The sequence below is a fragment of the Streptomyces sp. NBC_00370 genome, from assembly GCF_036084755.1.
Taxonomy (GTDB): Bacteria; Actinomycetota; Actinomycetes; order Streptomycetales; family Streptomycetaceae; genus Streptomyces.
Genome location: NZ_CP107968.1, coordinates 78634 through 99359, shown reverse-complemented (window position 1 = coordinate 99359; position 20726 = coordinate 78634). Strand labels below are relative to the sequence as shown.

Genomic DNA, 20726 nt, shown 5'->3' with positions numbered 1-20726 from the left:
CCGTGCACCGCAACCCAGCCCATATCCACCAGATTTGAGCCGGTACTACGCTTACGGGGCGTCGTCCACTGGTTCACTCTCGTTGCACCTTCCGGCCTTGCTCACCGGACCCGGCTGGTCTGGTAGTTCCCAGTCGTCCCGACTTCGTCAGGGCTGCTTTCCGCCCTCCCCGGCGTTCCCCGGATCGGACTGCCCTCGGCTTCTACCGGGCCGCTGCGACGACCTGGCGGTGGAGGTCTCTCACCTTCACTCGATTGCGTGACGCTTCGTGGCGCACCTTCTTGTCGTAGTAGGCCCGGGATGCCGGATCGCCCAGGGCGGCGAACGCGGAGAGGAAGAAGGTCCGTTTCAGTTGCTTGTTCCCGCGTCGCGACGGCTGTTCCCCACGGATCGAGGACCCGGAACTGCGGGTTGCCGGGGCGAGACCGGCGTAGGCGGCGAGGTGGCCGTCCCCCCCCGGACGCAGACCGCTGGACTGACTACGGCTCTACGGCCCCCAGGGTGCCTTCGCATGCACTGGCGGTGCCGGGCTGCCACGATGGCGGGTTGTGCGCGTTGGCACGGGACTGTTCAGTTTCTTCGGTCGCACCGGCCTGTGCGTACGCGTCAGCTGACCGTGCCTACGCCTCACTCACCTTCGTAGGCTCCGAGCCTGCGGCGGAGAGCGAGTCCGCGAGTTCTCCGTATGCCTCGCCCGCCCGGAGGAGATCATTCGTCTGGGTCAGGAGTTCCGTTGCCCGGATGCCGGCGAGGACGGCTTGGCCGTGACGTTCGGCAGCCCGCAAGGCAGTGCCAAGGTTGTTCCAGGCCACGGCTTCGCGGTGGCGGTTGCCGGTTTCTTGGCCGTGGTCGGGGTGCGGACATCCCCGTTGCAGCAGCTTCCCGTGTCCCCTGGCTGGAGTGAAGGAGTAAAGGGACGGGTGGGATGGGCGGTACGGCCGCGGCCGGGGATCGGGGCGCGCCCAGATGGTTGCGCGGCGGCCGGGGCCCGCCGCACCACCCCCGCGTCGGCCGGTGGCCGGGGTCGGGACGGAAGTCGTCGACACCCTGGTGCTGCCCTTCGGGCGCTGAGTGGAGGTGCTGACCGGCGCCCTCGCCGCCTTCCTGGACGGCTGGGACGCGGCGGGAGGGGAAGGCCCGTCGTAGTACTGGCCGGGAGGGCCCGACGACTACGCCCCGGCTGTCGGTGGTGGCGGGGAGGCTCAGACGCATGGACATGGATGAGGAGTTGCTGCGAGGCCGGATCTACGGCGAGGACCACGACCACCCGCGTCCCGGCCCCAAGCCTGGCCGCACGTACGCCGAATTTGTCGGCGGTCCGCTCGACGGCCTGCTGCTCGACATCACCGGCTGGACAGCGGACGAGATCCCGACCGGCGTCGCGCTGATGACCGAGCTCGGGCAGTTCGGCGCCGGCGGCCGCGCCCGATACGAGCTCATGGCCCAGGCCGCCGCCGAACTGCGCGAGGCGGTCACACCGCCAGCTCCGACAGTCCGCTGAGTCGACTGTCGCCTGCAGGGTTAGTCCACGACACCGCGGATAGCGCCACATCACTGCAGGTCAGGCATATCCACCCGTTTTCATGTGAGTGAGGGGGCGGAGTTGCCAAAATATTGCGGTCCGGCCTGGCCGCGGCGGGTATCGGATCAGCTCGGCAGCTGAATTTGGCGACCGGATCGCTGGGCGATCGACAGGGGGAACTGGTCGAGCCGATCATCCTCGCAGCCGACGGGTCTCGGGACCGAAGCCGAGCAGAGCCTGAGCGACCGCGCGCGTGACCAGCTCCGCATCGGTCAACTGCGGTGGCCTGCCCATCCATCGGTCTGTCGCCAGTTCGTCGTCGATCTTCACGTACAGTGCGGTCAGTAGGGTGTCCAGGTTGTTCGTCACACAACGATCTTGGTCGCCCTCTTCACGCTCCTGGACATTCCGGTACCGCCCGCCGGCGGGCGGCGCGACGGCTGGGGGGACCGTGCTCCAGGCCGACGTCGTGGCCAACGCATAGGGATGTTGTCAGCCGAGGTCAGAGGCCCGGCCGGGGAAGAAGTCGGCGCTTTGGACGTACTCCATCGCCTTGGTGAACTCCAATTCGTTGAGGCGGTGTTCCATCTCCTGCGGGCTCAGATCCTCCACGCGGGTCTGGATCCAGTACAGGTTGCCCAGCGGATCACGCACCCGCCCGACCCGGTCACCAAAGATCAGATGGGTGACCTCGGTGACCGAGGTGCCGCCAGCCGCGACGGCCTGACGGTGCACGGCGTCGGCATCCTCAACGTAGAGGCGGAGGAAGCCTGGGGTTGGCGGCCACTCCGGCCGCGCGTCGAACAACATCACCACCGAGTCGCCGATTCGTACCTCCGCATGCTCGACGCTTCCGTCCTCACCGGTGAGACAAGTGAGCTCCACCGCGTCGAAGGCCCTCTTCATGTAGGTGATGAGCTGCACCGTGTCGCGAGAGATGAGCCACGGCGTCACGGTGGTGTAGCCCTGGGGAACCGGCTCGACGGACATCTGGCTGCCTCCTGGAGCGCGAACCACAACCTGGTGAAGACGCTAACGCCGATATAGGTCAGTTTCTGTCCCATGTGGTCCTCCGCCCAGCGCCGGCCCGCCGCGATGAGTTCGAGCAAGGTATGCCCCAGTGTGGTCAGTTCGTACTCCACTCGCGCGGGGACCTCGGCGTAGACGGTGCGGGTGATCATCCCATCGCGCTCCAGTGCTCGTAGGGTCTGAGTGAGCCCCGACCCCGAGGAGATCGCGCGCCTCGACATACGTCGACACGACCGCCTCGGCGGAGTAATCCACGATTACCAACACGCCGCTTGAGCTGCGCGGAGGTGATTCTCGGCACGCACAGATCCCGCGCCTGTCCTACGGGTGGTCGTGTACCCGTGTCGTCGACGGGCCGAAACGGATTTCCTCTCCGGCGAGATGAGCGAGGCTGAGATTCAGCAGTTTCTGGCGTTCGGCGAGGAAGCCGGCGTCCTCCACGAGTGCCGGGCTGTCGAGGTACATCTCGGCGAACGCGGCCTTGTGTACCCGTACACCCGCGTGGGACAGCGGTCGGATCAGAAAGGCCGGGAGGCTCTCGTCGGGAGTCTTGACCGTGCCCACCAGGAAGGGGACCACGCGGCCGAACGACTCGATCCGCAGGAACACGTGGTGGAAGCAGGCGTCGGGCCGGCTGAGCCACAGATCCAGGTGCGGGGCGAGCGGCACGTCGAGCAGGAGCGCGGTGGTGCGTGGCCAGGAACCCTGCAGCCAGGGTGCCAAGTGGGGTTCGGCGAACAGGGACAGGGGAGCGACGGCGAACATGGGGAGCGCCGGGTCCGTGAGCGCTTCAGGGCCGGGGAGTTCCAGCAGTTCGACGACGTGTCCCGTCGGCTCGACCACCGTGCGCCGAGCCACCGTGGTGATGCCGGCTGCCCAGGGCGAAGAGTCCGGCGTCATCGTGTAGTTGGCCGCGAGCGCGGCGGTTCGGCGGTGGGTGACGAACAGATGGGGGTCGGTCAGGTCGGCCACCATCAGTCCCGGATCCGTGCCGCGCGGCAACAGCCGCGCCAGGAGCGGCGGTGCCACGGTGAACGCCTCGCTCTCCGCGTTCCCCAACACGACACTTGCGACCTCCGACTGCCGTCTGCGGTGGCCCGGTCGGAGGTCCAGCCGACCGCCGATGCGGTGGGCCGCGGTGAGAAGCGCGGGGGTCAGTTCGAGGTGCTCGTCGAGCGTCAGCGTCAGGAGCCCGGCTGTGCGCAGCGCGTCTGCGGTGGTGTCGTACATGACCTGATTGACCCGCTGCCACACGTCCTCCAGCGCGGGATCGAACAGCGCGGCGGAGAGAGGTTCGGCGGTGATCAGTCCGTGCAGCCGCTCGTCCCGTTCCGCCTCGCTGGTCAGCAGGGTCACGGCCTGCTCCCAGTTGGTCGGGCTTCTGCGGAGGAACGCGAACCGGGAGTCGGGCAGATCACGGTCACGGATGTTCGCGAGCGAGAAGTTGTGCAGACCGGTGCGGAGCACGGTGGCGATGGCCGTCGTCTGCATGCAGGCGCGGCACAGCGCGTGCGCGGCGTGAAAACGGAGATAGGGGCTCTTGATCCCGCCGACCAGGCTCTCCAACGCGTCGTAGTGTGGCCCGTATTCGGGATATCCGCGCACCAGGTCGGCGCGCGTCCACGCGAGCGCGGCGGCGGGTAGCCAGGATGCGAAGGCCTCCTGCACGTTCGTGCTCGCCCGGGTCAGCAGCCCGGCCGACTCCCCGTACCGCACCTGCCCGGTGGCCTTGCCCAGCTCGTGGTAGACACGTGCGACAGCGCCGTAACTCGTCGAATCCTGCAGCTGCTTGTGGTGGGACTCGTGCGCCGACGCGAACTGTGTGCTCCTGGGATCGTCGCCGGGCTGGGAAATCCACCAGCCGTCGTGGTCGAAGGCGCCCGAGGAGGTACCCATGTCAGGCCGCCCAGAAGCCGATGACGGCTTCCTCGCCGACGAGATGACTGACCACGACGGGGACTAGATGCTCCTCGTCGCGGCCGAGCACGGCGAGATCCGACCGCAGCCGCTCGCCCGAGGCGTAGTGGATCCAGCTTGCCATCGCCTGGCCCGCGGCGAAGCCGCATGGCAGCAGCAGAAGCGGATCGTCGCCCAGCCGCACACATAGGACGAAGGACTCCTGCTCCTTGTCACGTACGGCGATCAGCGCGTACCGCAGCGGATGACCGGACTCCAGCAGGACCGGCACGGTACGCCGGGGGAGGGTGTCGAACAGCGCCGTCGTCTCGCCCAGCGTGCGCAGCCTCGGCAGCCACGCGGCGGCCCAGGTTCCCCGAAGGCTGCACGCGAGCGAGTAGTTCACCACGACGCCTAGGTCGGTGCCCGCCGCCGGGATCTCGGCGAGCTGCCCCGGGTCGTCGACGACGAAGAGTTCCACCGGGCGCCCGGTGCGCTCGTCCGCCGGCACCAAGACGGCCACCACGGGAGTGAGGGGGGCGAGGTCTGCAAGATGGCCGATGTCGAGGTCGAACTGCACTCGTAGGCGCTCCAGGGAGCGGACACAGACGTACACATGGGTACGAGGGGACGCGCCCGATGTCAGGGCGGTGGCCCCGCGGTCGGCCCAGCGCCGGACCCTGGCCGGGCGGGGTGTGCGCAGCGTGAGATTCTCCAGCTCGAACAGGCTCAACGCGTCCGTGCGGAAACTGCCGGGCGGCACGAAAATCCGCTCCGCCTCCGGGACGACCCCGCGCAGTGCCTTCAACGTCTCTTCACTGGCCGCCATCATGTCCTCGATCGTCGGTGTGGCGAAGCCCATTTCGCGCAGCGCGCTGGACGCCGTGGTGAATGTGACCGCCTGGAGCTGGTCCCAGACCTCGGTGCCGAAGGCGCCGATGCCCTCGATGTCGGCGGTGGCCGTGTGCCGCAACCGCTCCCACACTTCGGAGCCGAGGGCGTCGGCCAGCATCCGTTCCAACTCCGTCCACAGGACGGTGTTCTGCCCGCGCAGGGCGCGGAAGCGGGCGTCGGGACTGTCCGAGTCGCGCAGGACCCTCGCGGGCGGGGAGAATCCCTCGAAGCCGTACTCGGCCAGCCGGTCCAGGATCGGCGTCTGCATGCACGCCATCAGTGCGCTGTCGACCGCTACGCCGTGCCAGTAGGGGCGCGACTCCGGATCCGGGCCGGTCCGCTGGGCGAGTTCATGGAAGCGGACGTACTCCGGATAGCCGGCGAGCAGCTCGTCCGGCGTCAGTTCGGAACGTGAGCAGATCCCGAAGACCGAGGCGTGGGTGGCGTATGCCTCATGGGTGGTACGGCAGCGCTCGACCAGCTCTCTTAGCGTGTCCAGGTATGTCGGATCGCCGGTCTTGAGGTGGGCGACATGGAAGGCGAGTAGCGCCGTGCCCCAGGCACTGGAGGCATTGAGCGCGGCATGCTCCGCCTCGTGTTGGGTGGGCATCATGGCGTGCAGGAGGCCGGCTCCGGCTATGTGGACCACGTTCCAGCCGCTGTAGGTGTACGAGCCGGTCATGACATGGGCGTCCGGACTGGTCAGGCCCAGGACATGCGAGAGGTGGCCGTCCACTGGGACTCCTTTCTGCACGAGACGATCGTCGACGAACCGGCCCGACGCCTCAATTCCGGTCTCGGGCGGCCGACGGCGGTTGCACGCTCAGCGTGGTGCCGCTGCGCGCGGCGAAGGGGGAGTGGAGCACGGATGCCGCGAGTTCCTCGCCGAACTCCCTGAAGTCCTCGGCGTTGATCTGCGTCACGAGATCGTCGGGGAGGACGAACGGCCCTGGGCGAAGCCGCAGTTCGAGCCGGAGTCCCGCCTCTCCCGCCGTGACGGGACTGGCCGGCAGATACGCGACCGCAGGCAGGCAACGGGCCGCCAGCGTGACCGAGGTGGTGTCAGACACGGCGCCGGAGCCGACGATCGCCGCGGCCAACACCGCTTGCAGTAGCCGTTCCCGGTTGCCTGGTGTGCCGAGGTCGACCCAGCTCTGGTCGTCGGTCAGCTCTAGTCGTTCCTTCGTGTGTTCGCGTCCGCTCTCCCACGACAGTCCGCACACGCGGGTGACCGCGTGGATGAACTCAGCGTCGTCCACGGTCGTCACCGTGGCGGCGATGCGCTCGAGTTCCGTGCGGTGCAGGCGGTCACCGTCCACCTGGGCGGCCTTCTTGAGGGCGTCGATCGAGTCGTCGGTCACTGTTCTGCGCTACCTTTCGTCGGGTTCGGCCGGTCCAGCCACCTGCGTACGCGGGCCAACTCCCCCTCGAAGCGCCCGGGATGGCGTTCGGCGACCCGCTCATAGTGGACGAGCGCCGCTGCCGCCAGCTCCCGGGCGTCTGTGGGACGCCCTGCCCGCGCCGACAGCAGGGCGAGGTTGTACGACGTCGCCGCGAGCTGCGGCTCGTAGGCGTCGGGGCGTGCGGTGGCCAGTTCCTCGCGCAGGGAAAGGGCCTGCGCGCCGACCTCCAGGGCCTCCTGCCGGTCGGCCGTCAGAGTGGCGAGGGTGTCCAACGCGTCGGCGCGTAGCGACAGATGGGCCGGTCGGTTGGCCTCGACCAGCGTGCCGGTGAGCCGCACCGCGTGCCGCGCGTGTGCGAGCGCGGTCACCGGGTCGCCCTGCCGGCCCGCCCGGATGGCCTGGTTGTTGAGGGCGGTGGCCAGTCCCGCCGTATGCCGTCGATCGGTGCTCGGCGGGAGAGCGCGGTACCGCTCCACGGCGGCGGCGCCCGCGGCGAGGGCTTCCGGGTGCCGGCCGGTGTCGCTCAGCAGCAGGGCCAGAACGGCCTGTGCCTCGGCGAGTTCGGGCAGGAGCGCCGGATCGGTGGTACTCAGCGAGGAGTAGAGGCTGACCGCCTCCTCGGCCGCCGCCAGCGCCTCCTCCAGGTGTGCGCCCAGATAGCTGTGGCGCCCGGCGAACCGGCGGGCGAGCAGCGCGGCCTTGCGTGGATCGCCATCGGCGCGGGCGCGGTGCGCGGTGCGTGCCCACCGGGTGATGTCCGCCGCGAGTTCGGCCAGCACCATGCTGCGCTGGGGCAGCGCCGCCAACACCCGCTCCAGCACGGCCGGTTCGGCGTCCCGGAGCGTGGCGGTGATCTCCGCGACGAACGCGGCGGGTTCCTCCAGGGCGAGCGTGGCGTCCAGCGCCAGCGGTGCCAATCGGCCGGGCTCGGTGCGCAGGGCAGCCGCGATACGGCCCTCCACGCGGCGATCACGGGCAATCGCGCGCCCCAAGACGGTGAGGGCCCTGACGGCCTGGGTGTCGGACACCGACCGCAGACACTCCAGGAAGTCCGGGTACCGGATCACCACCTGCGCGGCTTGGACCTCGCCGAGCCGGCGCGGCCGCAGGGCGTTGAGTGCGGCCGCCCCTTGGTACATCGACTGGGCCCAGCCGATGTACTTCTCCACTGTCCACCCCTCGGCCCCACGGAACGCCGGCAGCGCGCACAACGTCCTGACCGCCTCGGTGTGGTCGGCGGCGCCGAAGAGAGTGGCGGCAGCGGCCGTCTGGTCGAACCGGCCGGGATCCGCGGGCGCCAGCTGAAACGCCTCTGCCGTGCTCCGCCAGTAGCCGCGTTCGAGATCCAGCAGGCGGCCGAAGACATCGGGCCGCGCCCCTGACGAGCCGTTCACCCCGCCCCCGTTCAGGTCCAACACGCTCTCCAGCGCGGCGCCGTGCAGATCCAGCGGGCTCTCGAAGGGCTGCGGTGCGGGGGCCGGCGGTGGCACTGCGGGCAGGGCGATGTTCAGCCGGGTGGCGAAGACGTCCATGGCCCGAGCGAACTCCCGCTCGCGTGCTGCCTGTTCCAAGTCCGGCGCGGACAGCGACACGGTCTCGACACGGCCGTGCAGATCCGCTGCCCGGTCGTCGTCGATCTGGATCCGGTCGAGCCAGTCCCCGCCCGAGCGCGCGAGGAGCAGCAGCCGTACCGGCGGCGCCGAACCGGGCCGCCGGGCAAGGGCGGTGAAGGCGGCGGACAATTCCTCCTGGCGCGACTCGGCGGCGTCGAACACGAGGAGGGTGGGCCGGACCAGACCGTGGATCCGCTCCAGGACCGACGGCGGGGCGCCCGAGGCGACGAGTCCCGCCGTCCACTTCTCGCTCCGCAGTCGCTCGCACACCTCGCGAGCCAGTCGGCTCTTGCCCTGCCCCGCGCCCCCGGTGAGCAGCAGCACAGAAGCCGACGCGGCGCCCTCGCACCAATCCAGCAGGACCTCCAACCCCTGCCGACCTGTCGGTTCTTCGAAGGGGACGACTTGATGCTCGGGGCGGAGCAGCGCGCTTGGCAGACCCCAGGGAGGCGCGGCGGGAGGGCGTTCCAGCAGCACGTCCAGCCGGAGGTCCGGAACCCACCGCTCCACTACGGCGGCCAGACGCTCCAGGTCCGTGTCGGCGGAGCGATGGTGCAGCCGTACGCCGTGTTGGTGAGCCAACTGCTCTATGTCCGGCGGGAGGTGCTCGGCCTGTGGGGCGGGCGCTCCGGTGACGTACACGGGGATGACGCGCAAACCCTCCGTGAAGGCCAATTCGATCTCCCGGCGTACCCAGTCCTCCGGCTGCCACAAGCGACGTGCGCCCTGGGCGTCGCGGGTGTCCAGCCAGCTCTTGCCGATGACGACGATCAGTACGGCGCACTCCTTGAGGCGGCCCAGGATCTGGTCCCGGAAGTCCCTGCCCGGAGTGTTGGAGCGACTGGCACGGAACACGTTGTCGGGGCCGAGCCGCTCCATGAGGAGCCGGTCGATGAGTACGGCCACGTAGGGCTCGTCGGAGTTGCGGTAGTTGATGAAGACTCCGGTCACCCCGACGGCACCTCGCATCGAGTCGGATCGAGTTCGGCGAACGCTGCTCGTAGTAGCAGATCACCTCCAATGATCCGCTATTGCCGGCGGTTTGGAAGCCGTTGCCCGGTGTTGCCTGTTGCCAGTCCGGCCTGACGATTGGCAACCCCTTCAGCCGCGTGCGGAGAGAGCGGACGCTGAAGGCACTCACCAGGGGAGGTGGCAGCTCCGTGGAACGGATCCCGAGCGGAAACAAAGGCCTGATCGCCACAGTGGCGTGGCTGGTCAACGCGCACCAGTTGGTCGCCCTGTTCACCTACGCGGGACGCTCGGGCCACGGCATTGAGGTGGTCCTCGGCGGGATCGCCCTGTGGCTCCTGCTGCGCGGCGGATCGCGGTCCGACTCCCGATGAACCGGCCGTCGAGCGCGTCTTGTCCGGAGAGATCTCTTGTGTCATCGTTTAGTGACACCCCGTGTTCACGGCGGCGCAATCCCAAGGGTCGCTTCCCCGCCGTTGGCTCGGGCACGCCTCGTCGCGAGCCGGGAGCCGTCGTGGACGTCAGGGATTCCTTCGGACCAGCGCTTCGGCAGCGCCGGATGGCGGCCGGTGTTTCACTAACCGTGCTGGCCGGCCAAACCCACTACAGCAAGGGCTACTTGAGCCGCGTGGAGACCGGGGGCAGGCGGCCCACGGTAGCGCTGGCTCGCCGCTGCGATGCGGCCCTGGGCGCCGAGGGCGAACTGGCCGCCCTCGTCCCCCCGGACCGCGCCGACGCCGGACCGACGGCTCCAGCACCGGGCATCCAGAGCATCGTGGGCCTCGACATCCACGCGGGCCTCGAAGCCGACGCAGGCAACGACGACGAGATATGGATCATGGGCATGGGGCGAGGCGGTTCGATCTGGTTTCAACCCGCCGACCGGCGGCAGGCAGTCGGCATCGGCGCGGCCTCCCTGCTGTCGCTCGGCTTGGCGGCCCCCGGGGCGTCGACACCGAAAGGGCTGGACGCGGAGACCATGGTGTCCACGTTCGCCGAACTCTTCCCGCTCGTGCGGCGCCTGGGCCAGCGGGCGAGTCCCGCCGCCGTCCTGCCCTCGCTCATCGCCCAGACCCACACCCTCCAGACGGTCGCCGAACACGCCGACGGCCGTTGGCGGTCGGAGAGCTACCTGCTTGCCTCCCGCTATGCCGAGTACGCGGGCTGGATGGCGCAGGAGGCCGGACGCGACGACATGGCGATGTGGTGGACCGACCGGGCCGTGGTCCTCGCCAAACGGGGCGGCGACCTCGAACTCGCCGCCTACGGACTCGTCCGCCACGCCCTGATCAGGATGAACGCCGGCGACGCCCTGGCCACGATCGCCCTGGCCCAGCGGGCCCAGACGGCACCTGCGGCAGGCCCCCGGGTCCGGGGACTGGCCGCCCTGCGCGAGGCACAGGGACACGCACTGGCCGGCGCCTACGGGGAGTGCCGGCATGCGCTGGACCGGGCACGCTCTCTGCTCGACGACTCTGCAGGCGACGAAGCCACCCGCGTCCTGGGCACGTCGAGCGGCGGGGATCCGGTGTCGCTGGCAACCGCCGGATGCCTGTACGACCTCGGCAGGCCCGCCGAGGCGGCCGAGATGTTCGACCGGGAACTGAGCGCCATACCCGACGAGTCCCGTCGGCTCAAGACCCGTTGGGAGACCCGGCAGACTCTCGCGCGGGCGGCCGCGGGGGACATCGACCACGCCTGTGCGCTGCTGCGTGAGCTCCTCCCCGGTTTCGCCGCCACCGCTTCCCGGAGCACACGGACCGATCTCGTGGCCCTCGCCCGTGTGTTGGCCCGCCGCTGCGACCAGCCCGCGGTGCGGGACGTGTACCCCCTGCTCACCTCGATGCTGCACACCCCGCATCCCGACGACCGTTCGAGTGGATCATGACCGGTGACGCCAGGCCCGACGGCAACGAGAACGACCCGTGGGACGAGGATCATCTCGCCTTCTTCCTCGACGGCTTGACGGGCAGTACGGGTGCGTACCGCCCCCGCCGGTTCGAGTTGCGCGGCGACGGCAAGGACGGAGTGCGCGACCGGGTGCTGCACGCGCACGAAGCGCATCACGCGATGCTGAACGACAGCACCACCTGGGGGATCGCGCTGCATCTGTCCGCACGGCACAGGCCGTGGCAGGCGCTCGGTCTGCCCCTGCGTGACGCCTGCCGGACAGTGCACGAGTCCTTCGCCACCTTTATGAGCGTCAGTGCGGTCTCCGGCCGATTCCCGCAGGCGGAACGCGTGTTGGAGGATTACCCGGACTACCAGCCCCTGTACGTCCGTACGGCCGCCGCGGTGGCGCAGGTGACCGGACCGCATCGACAGGCGCTGGCGGTCTCGGCGTTGGCCCGGGCCAGCATGCAGACGCCGGTCTTGCAACGGCTGTTGGAGACATGGCCAGACGGGTTCACGCTCAGCCTGTTGCGCGAGGTCGACCGGCCGGACGGGCGCTGGAACCGGCTGCTGCGCGGCGACCGTGGCGCGCTCATGGGGGCGGCCGCGAAGGCCGTCGACCAAGAGGTCGCCGCTGCCTTCGGAGACGAGGCGCTGACGGCCGACACACCAGGAGCCGATTCGTCCGCCGCCGTGGCCGACGCCTTCGACGACACCTGGGAACGGTGGGAGGATCTCATCTACCGCAGGGTGGCGGAGGAGTTGCGGGGCATGGGTGCCACCGTGCTGCCCTTCCTCGGCGGGCGTGCGGAGGCCGTCGAACTGGCGGACCGAATCCAGGCGGACGACCCCGACGGTCCCCCCGTGCGCGTTCAGCCACCGGATGCCCCGCACGTCGACGACGCCACGTTCGAGGCGTCGCTCGTCCGCCAGGCGCGCCACTGGATCGTGCCGGAGCCGAGGCCCGCCCAACTCATCACCTTGGGGCCCGACGTGGACCCCGAAGAGGTCGTCAGGGTAATCGACGCGAGCGCGCGGATCGCTGGCCGTCCGTCCCTGGTGACCGCGATCCGCCTCCCCACACGACTCTTGGAGGGCTACGCCTTCGACGCCCGGGCCGAGGAGACGCTCGCCCGCCTTGAGGGACCCGCCGTTGCCGTCCGTGCGGTGGCGGACGACGGAGCGGGAGGCGACGCTGTATGGCACACCCTGCTGCGGGAGCCGACCGATCTCCACCGGCTGGCGGAGCTCTGGGCGGACCGTGGCCCGCTGCTGCACTGTGTCGCCGCCAGTTGTCTGTTCGACCGTGGCTGGCAGTCCGCCTGGCTGCCCGCGCTGGAGGAAACCGGCAGGCTCGTCGTGCTGTTGGACGTCGGGGTCGTGTCCGTCCTGCCGTCGTGGCCCGACGGCACTGTGCTCAGCGGCCTCTACCTCGACCTCGGCGGCCCGGACTGGAACCGGCGCGGTCTGCTCCTGGCCTCCGATCACCACACCGGGGTGTGGCTCGCGGTCGGCGACGACACGGGCATAGAGACCCTGGTCAGCCAGCTGTCCCACACGGAGTCGCTGCACCTGCGCATGGAGGGAGGCGACTGGACGGACTGGGCCGAGTCGCTGCAACCGATGCTCGTCCATCTCTTCGCCACCGAGTCCTTCTTCGACGCCGCCGCGCTGGAGCCACCTCCCGACGGCACGTGACGGAGACGACAGCACGAGGAAGGGGGCCGGGGCGGTCACCCAGCAGCTCACGCAGGTCGAACCGCACGTAGTCCGGGCTGGACCTCGTAGGGATGCACGCGACGGATCAGTGAGTAGCGTTCCGGCATGACCGAACGCGAGCATCGTGTCGTCGCCCGGTTGACTCGGGGGTCGCGTGCGGCGACGTAGGAGGAGCAGGGCACGTAACCGGTGCGGTGATAGAGGGCTAGGGCGGCGGTGTTGCGCCGCCCGGTCTCCAGCACCATCCGCGATGCCCCGCGGCTAGCGGCATGCCGTTCGAGTCGTTCGAGGAGGTACCCGCTGATTCCGTGGCCGCGTACGCCTCCGCACCCGACCGCCTCTTCGCCGAAGTGGGCGATGAGGAACAGCCCGGGCGGGTCGAAGTCCGCCTCGGGGGTGGTGTCCGGGTCGTCGGCGAAGCCGTACAGGCCGAGCTGTTCGGCGCGGAGAGCCTGGATCAGGCGGCTGGCGTCCGGGTGTTGTCGACCCGCGTCAGCAGCACACACCAGAGGAGTGTGTACCTGAGGCAAGGGGCGTCCGTTCAAAGCGACGGAGTCTAAGCTTGGCGTTAACCCTGGTGCTGTTTGATGCTCTAAAAACGCGATGGATCTGCTCCCGTCACGGCCGATCCGAGGGCATTTGGTGAACGCCAGTTCTAATGAGGAGGTTGAGCTATGCGCGCTCTGCAGAGCCTCGACTCAAACTCGTTCGATCAGGGTGATTCCCCCTCTTGGGGAATTGCGGAGAGTGCGAGCTGGCCTGTGCGGAGCGCATTGACGATCTTCACGGGTCGCAGAACGAGGTCGGATGGGGAGGCTTCATTGCGCTTGCGGGCTGGGTGAATCTCCTACCGGACAACCCTTCGCGCGCCGCGGTTCCTTGCACAGGCGGGCTGCTTCGTAGGGCGGGAAGAGATCAGCTCCTGCGGTCGTACGGCTGTTCGTACGGTTGTGTGGCGCGGTCTCACGGACGTACGAGGCGGTGGCGGCGGTTCTCGCGGAAGGGCGTGTGTGAAGTTTCGGCTCCGGTCCGGCCTGTTCTCACGGGCCGGAGCCGTCGGTAGTGCGGGGGTGCTACGTTCAGCCGTGTTCTGTCAGGCCGCCATCACCGTTCAGGTAGCCGGTGAGGCCTTCGTTTGGGTATTCGATGATGTCGTGGGGCAGTTCGTGGACGCTGAACCATTCCAGGGCGAGGCATTTTGCGGGTTCGCGGTTGACGGGCTCCCCGTTCCACTCGGTGGCGAGGAAGAAGAATCCGATCCGCTGGATGGTGTTGTCCTGGTGGTGATGGACGATGTGGACCAGGCTCAGGTGGTCGGGGTCGACGGTGAGACCGGTCTCTTCCAGCAGTTCGCGCGCGGCTCCGGCGCTGAGGGACTCGCCTTGGTCGAGTTTGCCCGACGGCATATGCCAGCGGCCGTGGCCGTAGGGGCCGCCGCGCTGGGAGAAGAGCATTTTGTCGCCGTCGCGGACGATGACGTGGGTGTCGATGACGGGGCGCGCGAGGTGCGGAGTCATGGGTCCTGGGGGGGTGTTGAGGTCGGTGAGAGAGTCGACGGTAGCGAGGGTTCGGGGAGCGCGTCGGCGATTCGGGAAGCGACATCCGATGGGGTGGCATCGCTGGTGTCGAGGATGAGCACCTGGACGCCTTTGGCCGGAGAGTTTGAGCGGCTTCTCTGTAGAGGGCGAGTTCACGGCCGGGCGCTGTGGGGTCGAGGTGGAATCGGTGCCGGACGCCGCGCTCGGCTATTCGCTTCGCGATGAGAGCGGGTGAGGCGGTGAGTATCACGGCCAGATCGGGAGTCAGGACGTCGGCGTTCAGGGCGAGCAGGAATTCCAGCGGTACGCCGTCGAGCCGTTGCAGGACCAGCGTCGAGGCGACATAGCGGTCGCTGATGACGGTCTCGCCGGCGACGAGCGAGGGTTTCACCTCGCGGTTGAAGGAGTTGTGGCCGCAGCCTCTGCAAGTCGTCAAGGAGCGGATGCGGTTCGCCTGGATCCTGCCTTGGAAGCGACCCAGACGCGTTCACTGTGGTGGAACCCCTGTCGCTCTGGGAGACCACCGTGGTCGTGGCCTGCACGACATCCGCCGACTGGATCGGGGGCATCGTGACCCTGGCCGCGTCGCCCATCGTCGCGCAGGAGCTGCTGGTTCCGGCCAGGGCACTCGACATCTTCCACCACCCGTCTGGTGCAGACTGCAAGTCACCGCCGTCCCCGGCCCAATGACGCGGTCGGCCCACCCAGAGGCAATCCGGGAGCAGCCGCCGTCGTGCGGTCGCCGGCGGCCGCATGGGCAGCAGCACCGCCGGTTCTGCCAGGCCGCCGGCCCGGCAGAGCCGGGGACGACACCGTCGTTCTGCGCCGATATTTCTGCACGCCGCCGACCAGACTCGCGCGCCGTCTGTACGCCGCGGCGCCGGATTGGGAGCATGACGGGATATGCCTGGCAGGTGAGGGGTGGTTGCGTGGGCGCGGACGAGATCAGGTCTCAGGGATTCAACCTGAACGAACTGTTCCGTGACGTGACGTATGAGATCGACTACTACCAGCGTGACTACACCTGGGGTGACGAAGAAGTCCACACCCTGTTGCGGGATTTGTGCGATTCGTTCAAGCACTGGTTGGGCGACTCCGCGTACCGGCGCCGCCCCCACACCGCGCCGCAGTACTTCCTCGGCCCCTTCGTCTACCACGAGCCGTCGAAAAAGCGCCGTTTCCTCGTCGATGGTCAGCAGCGCTTCGTCACTTTGCACCTGCTCTTTTTGCAGCTGAGACTGTCGGCCCGGGAGGCCGGTGACACGCACACCGTCGACCAGCTCAACCGTGTCATCACGACCGACGGGAAGCACTTCAGCGTCGGCATCACCGACCACGACCCCGTCCTGCAAGCCGTCAGCGAGGGCCGCAAATACGAGGCCGGCGCGGGGGACTCCCTCTCCCGCCGCAATCTGTGGGCACGCGGCCAGCAGATTGAATCCCAGCTCGCCGAGGAACTCGACGCCGAGAACCTCCACCCCTTCACCGAATGGCTCCTGACACGCGTGGTCCTGGTAGGCATCCGCGCGGCAGGCCCCGACCACGGCTACCGCATGTTCGAGACGATGAATGACCGCGGCGCCCGCCTCACCACCGTCGACCTCCTCAAGAGCCATCTGCTGTCCAACGTCGGCTCCGCTGAAGATCAGCTGAACACCCAGTGGCAGGAGATGCTGCGGGAACTCTCCACCGACCGAGATGACCCCCAGGCGGCATCGCGCTTCATCAAGGCCTACCTCCTTGCCCGCTGCGCGCGCGAGGACTGCGACGAGGACCGTCGCCAGATCACTACCAACCTCAACGTGTGGGTACGCCATAACGCGGAGTACCTCGGCCTGACCCCGGGACGACCCGACCACTTCCTCAACTTCGTACAGAATCTGCTGAAGACGGCGCGGCTGTACAGGCCCGTCCTCGCCGCCACCCGCACCTTGAAGATGGACGGCGACCGCCTGGAGACGGTGCTGTTCAACGAGCGCAACGGCCTCGGCGTCCAGTCCGTGGCCGTGCTCGCTGCCATCGCCCCCGACGACCGGCCCAGCGACGCCAAGGACAAGGCCCGCCTCGTCGCCTCCTACATCGACCGCTGGTACGCCCTGCGGATCCTGCAGGACCTGCCCGTCCAGTCCGCCGACGCCGACGCCCTGGTCCACACCGAGCTCGTCCCTCTCCTGCGCGGCTGCCGCACCGTCGCCGACGTCGCCTCCACACTAGGCGACCTCGCCCAGCACAACGGGAACCCGGTGCGCGAAGCAATCACCCTGGGCCTGAGAGGCAACAACGCCCATCAGATCCGCTATCTCCTCGCCCGCGCCACCGCTTACGCCGACGAGGCCTGCAAAAAGCCCTTCGACGTCCTCGCCTACCTCGACCGCGACCAGTTCCACATAGAACACCTGTGGGCCAACCACCACCATCGCGTCGCCGGTGATATCCCTGACCCGGTCGTCTTCCGCAGCCGCCGCAACCAACTCGGTGGCCTCGGCCTGCTGAGGGGCCGCGAGAACTCCAGCATCAATGACCTCCCCTTCCACGACAAGAGCCGCCTCTACGCCCGCAACAACGTCCTCCTGGGCGTCCTGGCCCCTCAATACGATCGCCGCAACCCTGAACTACGCGACTTCATCAAGGCACACCAACTCGACAAGCACATGCGGGCCTTCGGGCCGACAGAGACTATGACCACGGTCATCGAGACCCGGCAGGAGCTGTATCTGCGCCTGTTCGAACACATCTGGAAACCCGAACGCCTGGGGTTGCCCGTCTCTGCTGCCGTTGCACCTCCGGGGCCTGACGCCGGCCAGCCGGTCGCCCGTCCGCGCCAGGCCCCTCCGCGGCGCAGAGCGGCTTCTGGCCGACGCACCGACGTGGCCAGGATGATCGACGCCCAAGTTTTGACAGCCGGCACCCGGATCGTGCTCACCTACCGCGCCACCGAGCACTGGGCCACCATCGACGCGAACGGCGGCATCATCCTCGCCGCGACCGGAGGCACACCCTACGGCCGGGCCGACGAGGCCGGGGCTGTCGCCCGCGGCACCAAGACCTGCCAAGGAATGAACGAATGGCACATCGAAGAAGAGAACGGAGTACGCGTCAGCCTGCGGACCATCCGCGACCGCGCGGCGGCGGCCGGCGCGCTGTAGCCGGTCAAGCAGGTCTGTCGACAGCGGCCCCGATCCCGGTCTGCGAAGTGAGCAAGGGATCATTTCGGCAGAGTATGTCCTGACATGGCGAGTAAGACGGTCGGGGCTGTGCTGTCTCCGGCGATCGATGTGCGAGGGGAGCGCGTCAGCGACTCCTCCGACGTCCGGTTGCCCGCTGGCAGGCCCCGGGTGTGGCCCGCGCGAGCCGTCCATCACTGCTGACGCTGCCTCAGCAGGAGGCCCAGGGTGTGCAACAGCTGTTTACCGGCGGTGTTGACCTGTTCGTCCAGCGTGGGGGAGCGGAAGGCGTCGGCAAGGGACCCGGCCGCCGCCTCGAGACCGGGACGTTCGGCGAGATAGTCGGCCGTCCAGGCCCGGGCCGCGGCGCGCGCTTCTTCCAGGAGCTGCTCACTCACGCCCGTGCTCAGGATGTGCTGCACAGCCAGACTGATGATTTCGACGTGGGCGACGACGTGCTCGCACGTCATCGGGGCCCCCACGGGACCCACTGCGCGCACCATCCCGCTGGCGGCGAACACGCTGTCGGGCTCCATCACCTCCCGCACCGCGTCGACCAGTTCGGCCCGCCCTCGTTTGGTCAGGGCCTGGCCGTTGCCCAGGTCGGTGACCAGCCGTACCAGGCGGGTGCGCGCCGTCGGCGTGGCCAGCGGGTGGTCGATCTGTCGCAGCAGTCCCACGGCCCCATCGCGGGCGACGTCCTTGTTGCGCTGGCCGCGCCCGAGCCAGGTGGAAAACGCCCGCTGCGCCTGCTGCACGGCCACGTAGTCCTCGCCCCACCACAGCCACACGGCCAGCGGGATCTGGGCAAGGGAGTTCAGCTTCAGCTCCGGCGACCGGCGGCGTTTGTCGAGCACGATGAGCAGCAGCTTGCGCTGATGGGCGCTGTGCAGGGCTTTGTCGGAGCCGCGGTGCAGGGTGCGTACCTGCGGGCTGCCCAGGATGCCCTTGGCAATCCACGCACGGGCCAGCCGCGCGTTGAAGTCCGCGTGGCCCGCCGCGTGCGCGTCGGCCACCAGTTCGTCGATGGTGCCAGGTCCGGTGATGCTCTCCCAGTACTGCACGATCTGGAAAATACAGCGTTTCCGCTCCAGACAGAGCCGCCTTGAGCGTGCGTCAGCCGCACGGTCGCTGCCACGATCGAAAGCACAGGCCACCTGGCAGCCCGCCCGGTTGACAGTCCGCCGTCTTTCCCTGTTCCTGGCCGGATTCTGCATGCCTGCCATCCACCCAGAGAGGACTTTTCCATGACCACAGCAGAGCCCGCGGGCCACAACTGCCCCGGCACCTCGCCCGCGCAGTCCGATCCCTGCCAGCGGGGTATGTCCTGGCCACGTTTGATGTCCCTGAGCCTTCTCTCCGGCGCTTTCCGGCATGTCGGATCGCTATTGGTCGGCTGGGTGCTCGCCCAATGGCACGACTGAATCCTTCGCCCGCCGGATCGTTGCACCCGCCAGCATCGCTGACAATCACGATAGGCGGGTCCTCGACCTGCCACTGGCCAGCGGAGACGAGCCGTTCAACGACCCCTCGGAGCTGGGCGGCGGTCACCGACCACCCCGAGATCGAGACCCTTGTCGTCCCCGTCGGCGGCGGCGGCCTTGCCGCCGGAACCGCCACCATCGCCAAGCACCTCCACCCCGGCATCAAAGTCATCGGCGTGGAGCCACAGGAGGGAGCCGACACCCTGCTCTCCCTACGCTGCGGCCAGCGCATCGCCCTCCCCGAAGCACCCGCCACCATCGGCGACGGCTTCGGGCACAGCAGCCTCTCACCGCTGACCTGGGCCGTCAGCTTCCGGCTGCTCGACGCGGTGGTGATCGTCGCCGACAGGCGCGTCACCACCGCCATGGCATTCGCGTTCCGGCACCTGAAGGTTGTCGCCGAGTCGAGCGGCGTCTGCGCCCTGCCACGGTCCTTGGCGGCCTCGTGCCCCACGAATCGGGGATGATCGGGGTAGTGATCTCCGGCGGCGGGGTGGACTGGCCTACTTTCCACCGGCTGATCAGCCAGAGTGCTCACCGGAAGGAACCCGCCCGTGCCTGATCACCCGTTCCCCACCATCACGCAGTACGCCAGCCCGGATCTGATCGCCGCCTTCGCCTACCAGGGCCGCGCCCATGGAGACGACCCGCGCTGGGCCGAGTCCGGCGCCCCCGACCTCGACACCTACGGCCGGTGGTGCGGCCACATGTGCGGCATCGCCTGCCTGCGCATGGCCCTCCTCGCCCGAACCGGCGACGCACCTACCCTGTTCGAACTCCTTGACGGCGCCCGGAAGTACGGCGCGTACACCGAGGACCCGGACACCGGAGTGATCTGCGGCCTGATCTACGCCCCCTTCGCCCAGTACGTAGAGGATGTCCATCCCGTGCGTGCGGAGGTACACCCGACTCTGACCACCGATGATCTGCTCGCTCTGCTTGACGACGGCCGGCTGGTGATGGCCTCCGTGCACAAGGAGATCCGCCGTCCCGAGAACCCCGCCGCAGGCAAAGGCGGCCACCTTGTCCTCGTCACCGGGCGCCATGGCGACACGGTCCACTTCCGCAACCCATCCGGACACACCGGGCAGGCCCGTACTGCGAGCCTCCCCGCAGCGGAGTTCGACGAGTTCTTCGGTAGCCGTGGCGTGTCCCTGACCTGAACAAGCTCCCCTCGGTGTCCAGGAGGCAGCGAGGGAAGGCCACGTCGCCAGGAACGCGCGCACAGGCCGACACCGCGGTGCGGTGTCGGCCTGCGATGAGCTTGCGAGCCGGGATGCAAGGTCGTCTCGGGGACCCGGTTCTCCTACTACGACCAGCAGACTGCCACCGCCCCGGGCGGTCTGGACATCGACCAGTGGTCCCGCTTGCTGAGGCGTGGGACTCGTGGGCTTCGGGCTGGACGGCGCAACGCCGTGAGGCGTACGCCAACGGCTCGGGGGAAGCGCCGGCTCCGCCGGTACGTCACGGCGTGGAACGATGCCGTTCGGAGTGTGCACGAGACTCGGGGTGACGATGCCTTCGGGAGTGAGCGTGCACTCCGAGAGCGAGGTCCACTCCACGGACATGTCGGGGAACTGAGTCCCGATCTCCACCGCTCGC

General features: G+C 68.8%; 17 protein-coding genes and 4 pseudogenes. 9 read left to right on the top strand and 12 right to left on the bottom strand.

Annotated elements, in window-relative coordinates:
• Positions 1-202: 202 nt before the first annotated feature.
• A pseudogene (locus tag OHS57_RS00375) lies at positions 203-445 on the bottom strand (transposase); the annotation flags it as partial.
• A 765-nt stretch (positions 446-1210) separates the two neighbouring features.
• On the opposite strand from OHS57_RS00375, the gene OHS57_RS00370 reads away from it, so the two are divergent.
• Complete coding sequence (locus OHS57_RS00370; protein WP_328580487.1) at positions 1211-1501, top strand: hypothetical protein; 291 nt, start codon at positions 1211-1213, stop codon at positions 1499-1501.
• A gap of 219 nt (positions 1502-1720) precedes the next feature.
• Here the strand turns inward: OHS57_RS00370 and OHS57_RS00365 are convergent.
• The 7 genes and pseudogenes from OHS57_RS00365 to OHS57_RS00335 all read right to left on the bottom strand — a co-directional run.
• Positions 1721-1891, bottom strand: a pseudogene (locus OHS57_RS00365) (IS982 family transposase); the annotation flags it as partial.
• A gap of 123 nt (positions 1892-2014) precedes the next feature.
• The gene (locus tag OHS57_RS00360) at positions 2015-2512 is read right to left on the bottom strand and encodes a VOC family protein (protein WP_328580486.1); all 498 of its coding nucleotides are present in this window, start codon (positions 2510-2512) and stop codon (positions 2015-2017) included.
• Positions 2473-2703 carry a winged helix-turn-helix transcriptional regulator gene (locus tag OHS57_RS00355; protein WP_328580485.1) on the bottom strand — a complete coding sequence of 77 codons (231 nt, stop codon included), beginning with the start codon at positions 2701-2703 and terminating at the stop codon, positions 2473-2475. The genes OHS57_RS00360 and OHS57_RS00355 overlap by 40 nt, the downstream gene beginning before the upstream one ends.
• 169 nt (positions 2704-2872) lie before the next feature.
• Positions 2873-4447: a hypothetical protein gene (locus OHS57_RS00350; protein WP_328580484.1), complete on the bottom strand. Its 1575-nt coding sequence runs from the start codon at positions 4445-4447 to the stop codon at positions 2873-2875.
• Position 4448: 1 nt separating this feature from the next.
• On the bottom strand, positions 4449-6077 hold the full coding sequence (locus tag OHS57_RS00345) for a hypothetical protein (protein ID WP_328580483.1): 1629 nt from the start codon (positions 6075-6077) through the stop codon (positions 4449-4451).
• A gap of 49 nt (positions 6078-6126) precedes the next feature.
• Positions 6127-6702: a hypothetical protein gene (locus tag OHS57_RS00340; RefSeq protein ID WP_328580482.1), complete on the bottom strand. Its 576-nt coding sequence runs from the start codon at positions 6700-6702 to the stop codon at positions 6127-6129.
• The gene (locus OHS57_RS00335; protein ID WP_328580481.1) at positions 6699-9308 is read right to left on the bottom strand and encodes a toll/interleukin-1 receptor domain-containing protein; all 2610 of its coding nucleotides are present in this window, start codon (positions 9306-9308) and stop codon (positions 6699-6701) included. Before OHS57_RS00335 ends, OHS57_RS00340 begins: the two co-directional genes overlap by 4 nt.
• A 209-nt stretch (positions 9309-9517) precedes the next feature.
• Here OHS57_RS00335 and OHS57_RS00330 point away from each other — a divergent pair, with 209 nt between their 5' ends.
• The 3 genes from OHS57_RS00330 (at position 9518) to OHS57_RS00320 (ending at position 12917) form a co-directional block, all read left to right on the top strand.
• The gene (locus OHS57_RS00330) at positions 9518-9700 is read left to right on the top strand and encodes a hypothetical protein (RefSeq protein ID WP_328580480.1); all 183 of its coding nucleotides are present in this window, start codon (positions 9518-9520) and stop codon (positions 9698-9700) included.
• Positions 9701-9840: 140 nt separating this feature from the next.
• Entirely contained in the window at positions 9841-11214 is a 1374-nt protein-coding gene (locus OHS57_RS00325; protein WP_328580479.1) for a helix-turn-helix transcriptional regulator, read from the top strand.
• Positions 11211-12917: a hypothetical protein gene (locus OHS57_RS00320; protein WP_328580478.1), complete on the top strand. Its 1707-nt coding sequence runs from the start codon at positions 11211-11213 to the stop codon at positions 12915-12917. Before OHS57_RS00325 ends, OHS57_RS00320 begins: the two co-directional genes overlap by 4 nt.
• Before the next feature lie 47 nt (positions 12918-12964).
• Here the strand turns inward: OHS57_RS00320 and OHS57_RS00315 are convergent, their stop codons facing one another.
• The 3 genes and pseudogenes from OHS57_RS00315 to OHS57_RS00305 form a co-directional block, all read right to left on the bottom strand.
• On the bottom strand, positions 12965-13444 hold the full coding sequence (locus OHS57_RS00315; RefSeq protein WP_328580477.1) for a GNAT family N-acetyltransferase: 480 nt from the start codon (positions 13442-13444) through the stop codon (positions 12965-12967).
• Between the two features lie 573 nt (positions 13445-14017).
• The gene (locus OHS57_RS00310; RefSeq protein WP_328580476.1) at positions 14018-14455 is read right to left on the bottom strand and encodes an NUDIX hydrolase; all 438 of its coding nucleotides are present in this window, start codon (positions 14453-14455) and stop codon (positions 14018-14020) included.
• 262 nt (positions 14456-14717) lie between these two features.
• Positions 14718-14867 (bottom strand): annotated as a pseudogene (locus OHS57_RS00305) (dTMP kinase); the annotation flags it as partial.
• A gap of 101 nt (positions 14868-14968) precedes the next feature.
• Here OHS57_RS00305 and OHS57_RS00300 point away from each other — a divergent pair.
• Positions 14969-15166 carry a hypothetical protein gene (locus tag OHS57_RS00300; RefSeq protein ID WP_328580475.1) on the top strand — a complete coding sequence of 66 codons (198 nt, stop codon included), beginning with the start codon at positions 14969-14971 and terminating at the stop codon, positions 15164-15166.
• Between the two features lie 239 nt (positions 15167-15405).
• A complete protein-coding gene (locus tag OHS57_RS00295) occupies positions 15406-17622 on the top strand; it encodes a DUF262 domain-containing protein (RefSeq protein WP_328580474.1) in 2217 nt (738 codons plus the stop codon).
• Positions 17623-17834: 212 nt separating this feature from the next.
• Here the strand turns inward: OHS57_RS00295 and OHS57_RS00290 are convergent, their stop codons facing one another.
• The gene (locus OHS57_RS00290) at positions 17835-18704 is read right to left on the bottom strand and encodes a hypothetical protein (RefSeq protein WP_328580473.1); all 870 of its coding nucleotides are present in this window, start codon (positions 18702-18704) and stop codon (positions 17835-17837) included.
• Between the two features lie 347 nt (positions 18705-19051).
• Between OHS57_RS00290 and OHS57_RS00285 the strand changes: the two genes are divergently transcribed.
• The 3 genes and pseudogenes from OHS57_RS00285 to OHS57_RS00275 all read left to right on the top strand — a co-directional run.
• Positions 19052-19591 (top strand): pyridoxal-phosphate dependent enzyme, encoded by a 540-nt coding sequence (locus OHS57_RS00285; protein ID WP_443042816.1) that lies wholly within the window; start codon positions 19052-19054, stop codon positions 19589-19591.
• A gap of 87 nt (positions 19592-19678) precedes the next feature.
• A complete protein-coding gene (locus OHS57_RS00280) occupies positions 19679-20287 on the top strand; it encodes a C39 family peptidase (protein ID WP_328580472.1) in 609 nt (202 codons plus the stop codon).
• Positions 20288-20395: 108 nt separating this feature from the next.
• Positions 20396-20565: pseudogene (locus OHS57_RS00275) on the top strand (HNH endonuclease); the annotation flags it as partial.
• Between the last annotated feature and the right edge of the window lie 161 nt (positions 20566-20726).

Coding starts and splice junctions, on each gene's coding strand:
- OHS57_RS00310 (WP_328580476.1), bottom strand. CDS start 14,455: ATGACTCCGCACCTCGCGCGCCCCGTCATCGACACCCACGTCATCGTC.
- OHS57_RS00360 (WP_328580486.1), bottom strand. CDS start 2,512: ATGTCCGTCGAGCCGGTTCCCCAGGGCTACACCACCGTGACGCCGTGG.
- OHS57_RS00355 (WP_328580485.1), bottom strand. CDS start 2,703: ATGATCACCCGCACCGTCTACGCCGAGGTCCCCGCGCGAGTGGAGTAC.
- OHS57_RS00370 (WP_328580487.1), top strand. CDS start 1,211: ATGGACATGGATGAGGAGTTGCTGCGAGGCCGGATCTACGGCGAGGAC.
- OHS57_RS00285 (WP_443042816.1), top strand. CDS start 19,052: ATGGCACGACTGAATCCTTCGCCCGCCGGATCGTTGCACCCGCCAGCA.
- OHS57_RS00320 (WP_328580478.1), top strand. CDS start 11,211: ATGACCGGTGACGCCAGGCCCGACGGCAACGAGAACGACCCGTGGGAC.
- OHS57_RS00350 (WP_328580484.1), bottom strand. CDS start 4,447: ATGGGTACCTCCTCGGGCGCCTTCGACCACGACGGCTGGTGGATTTCC.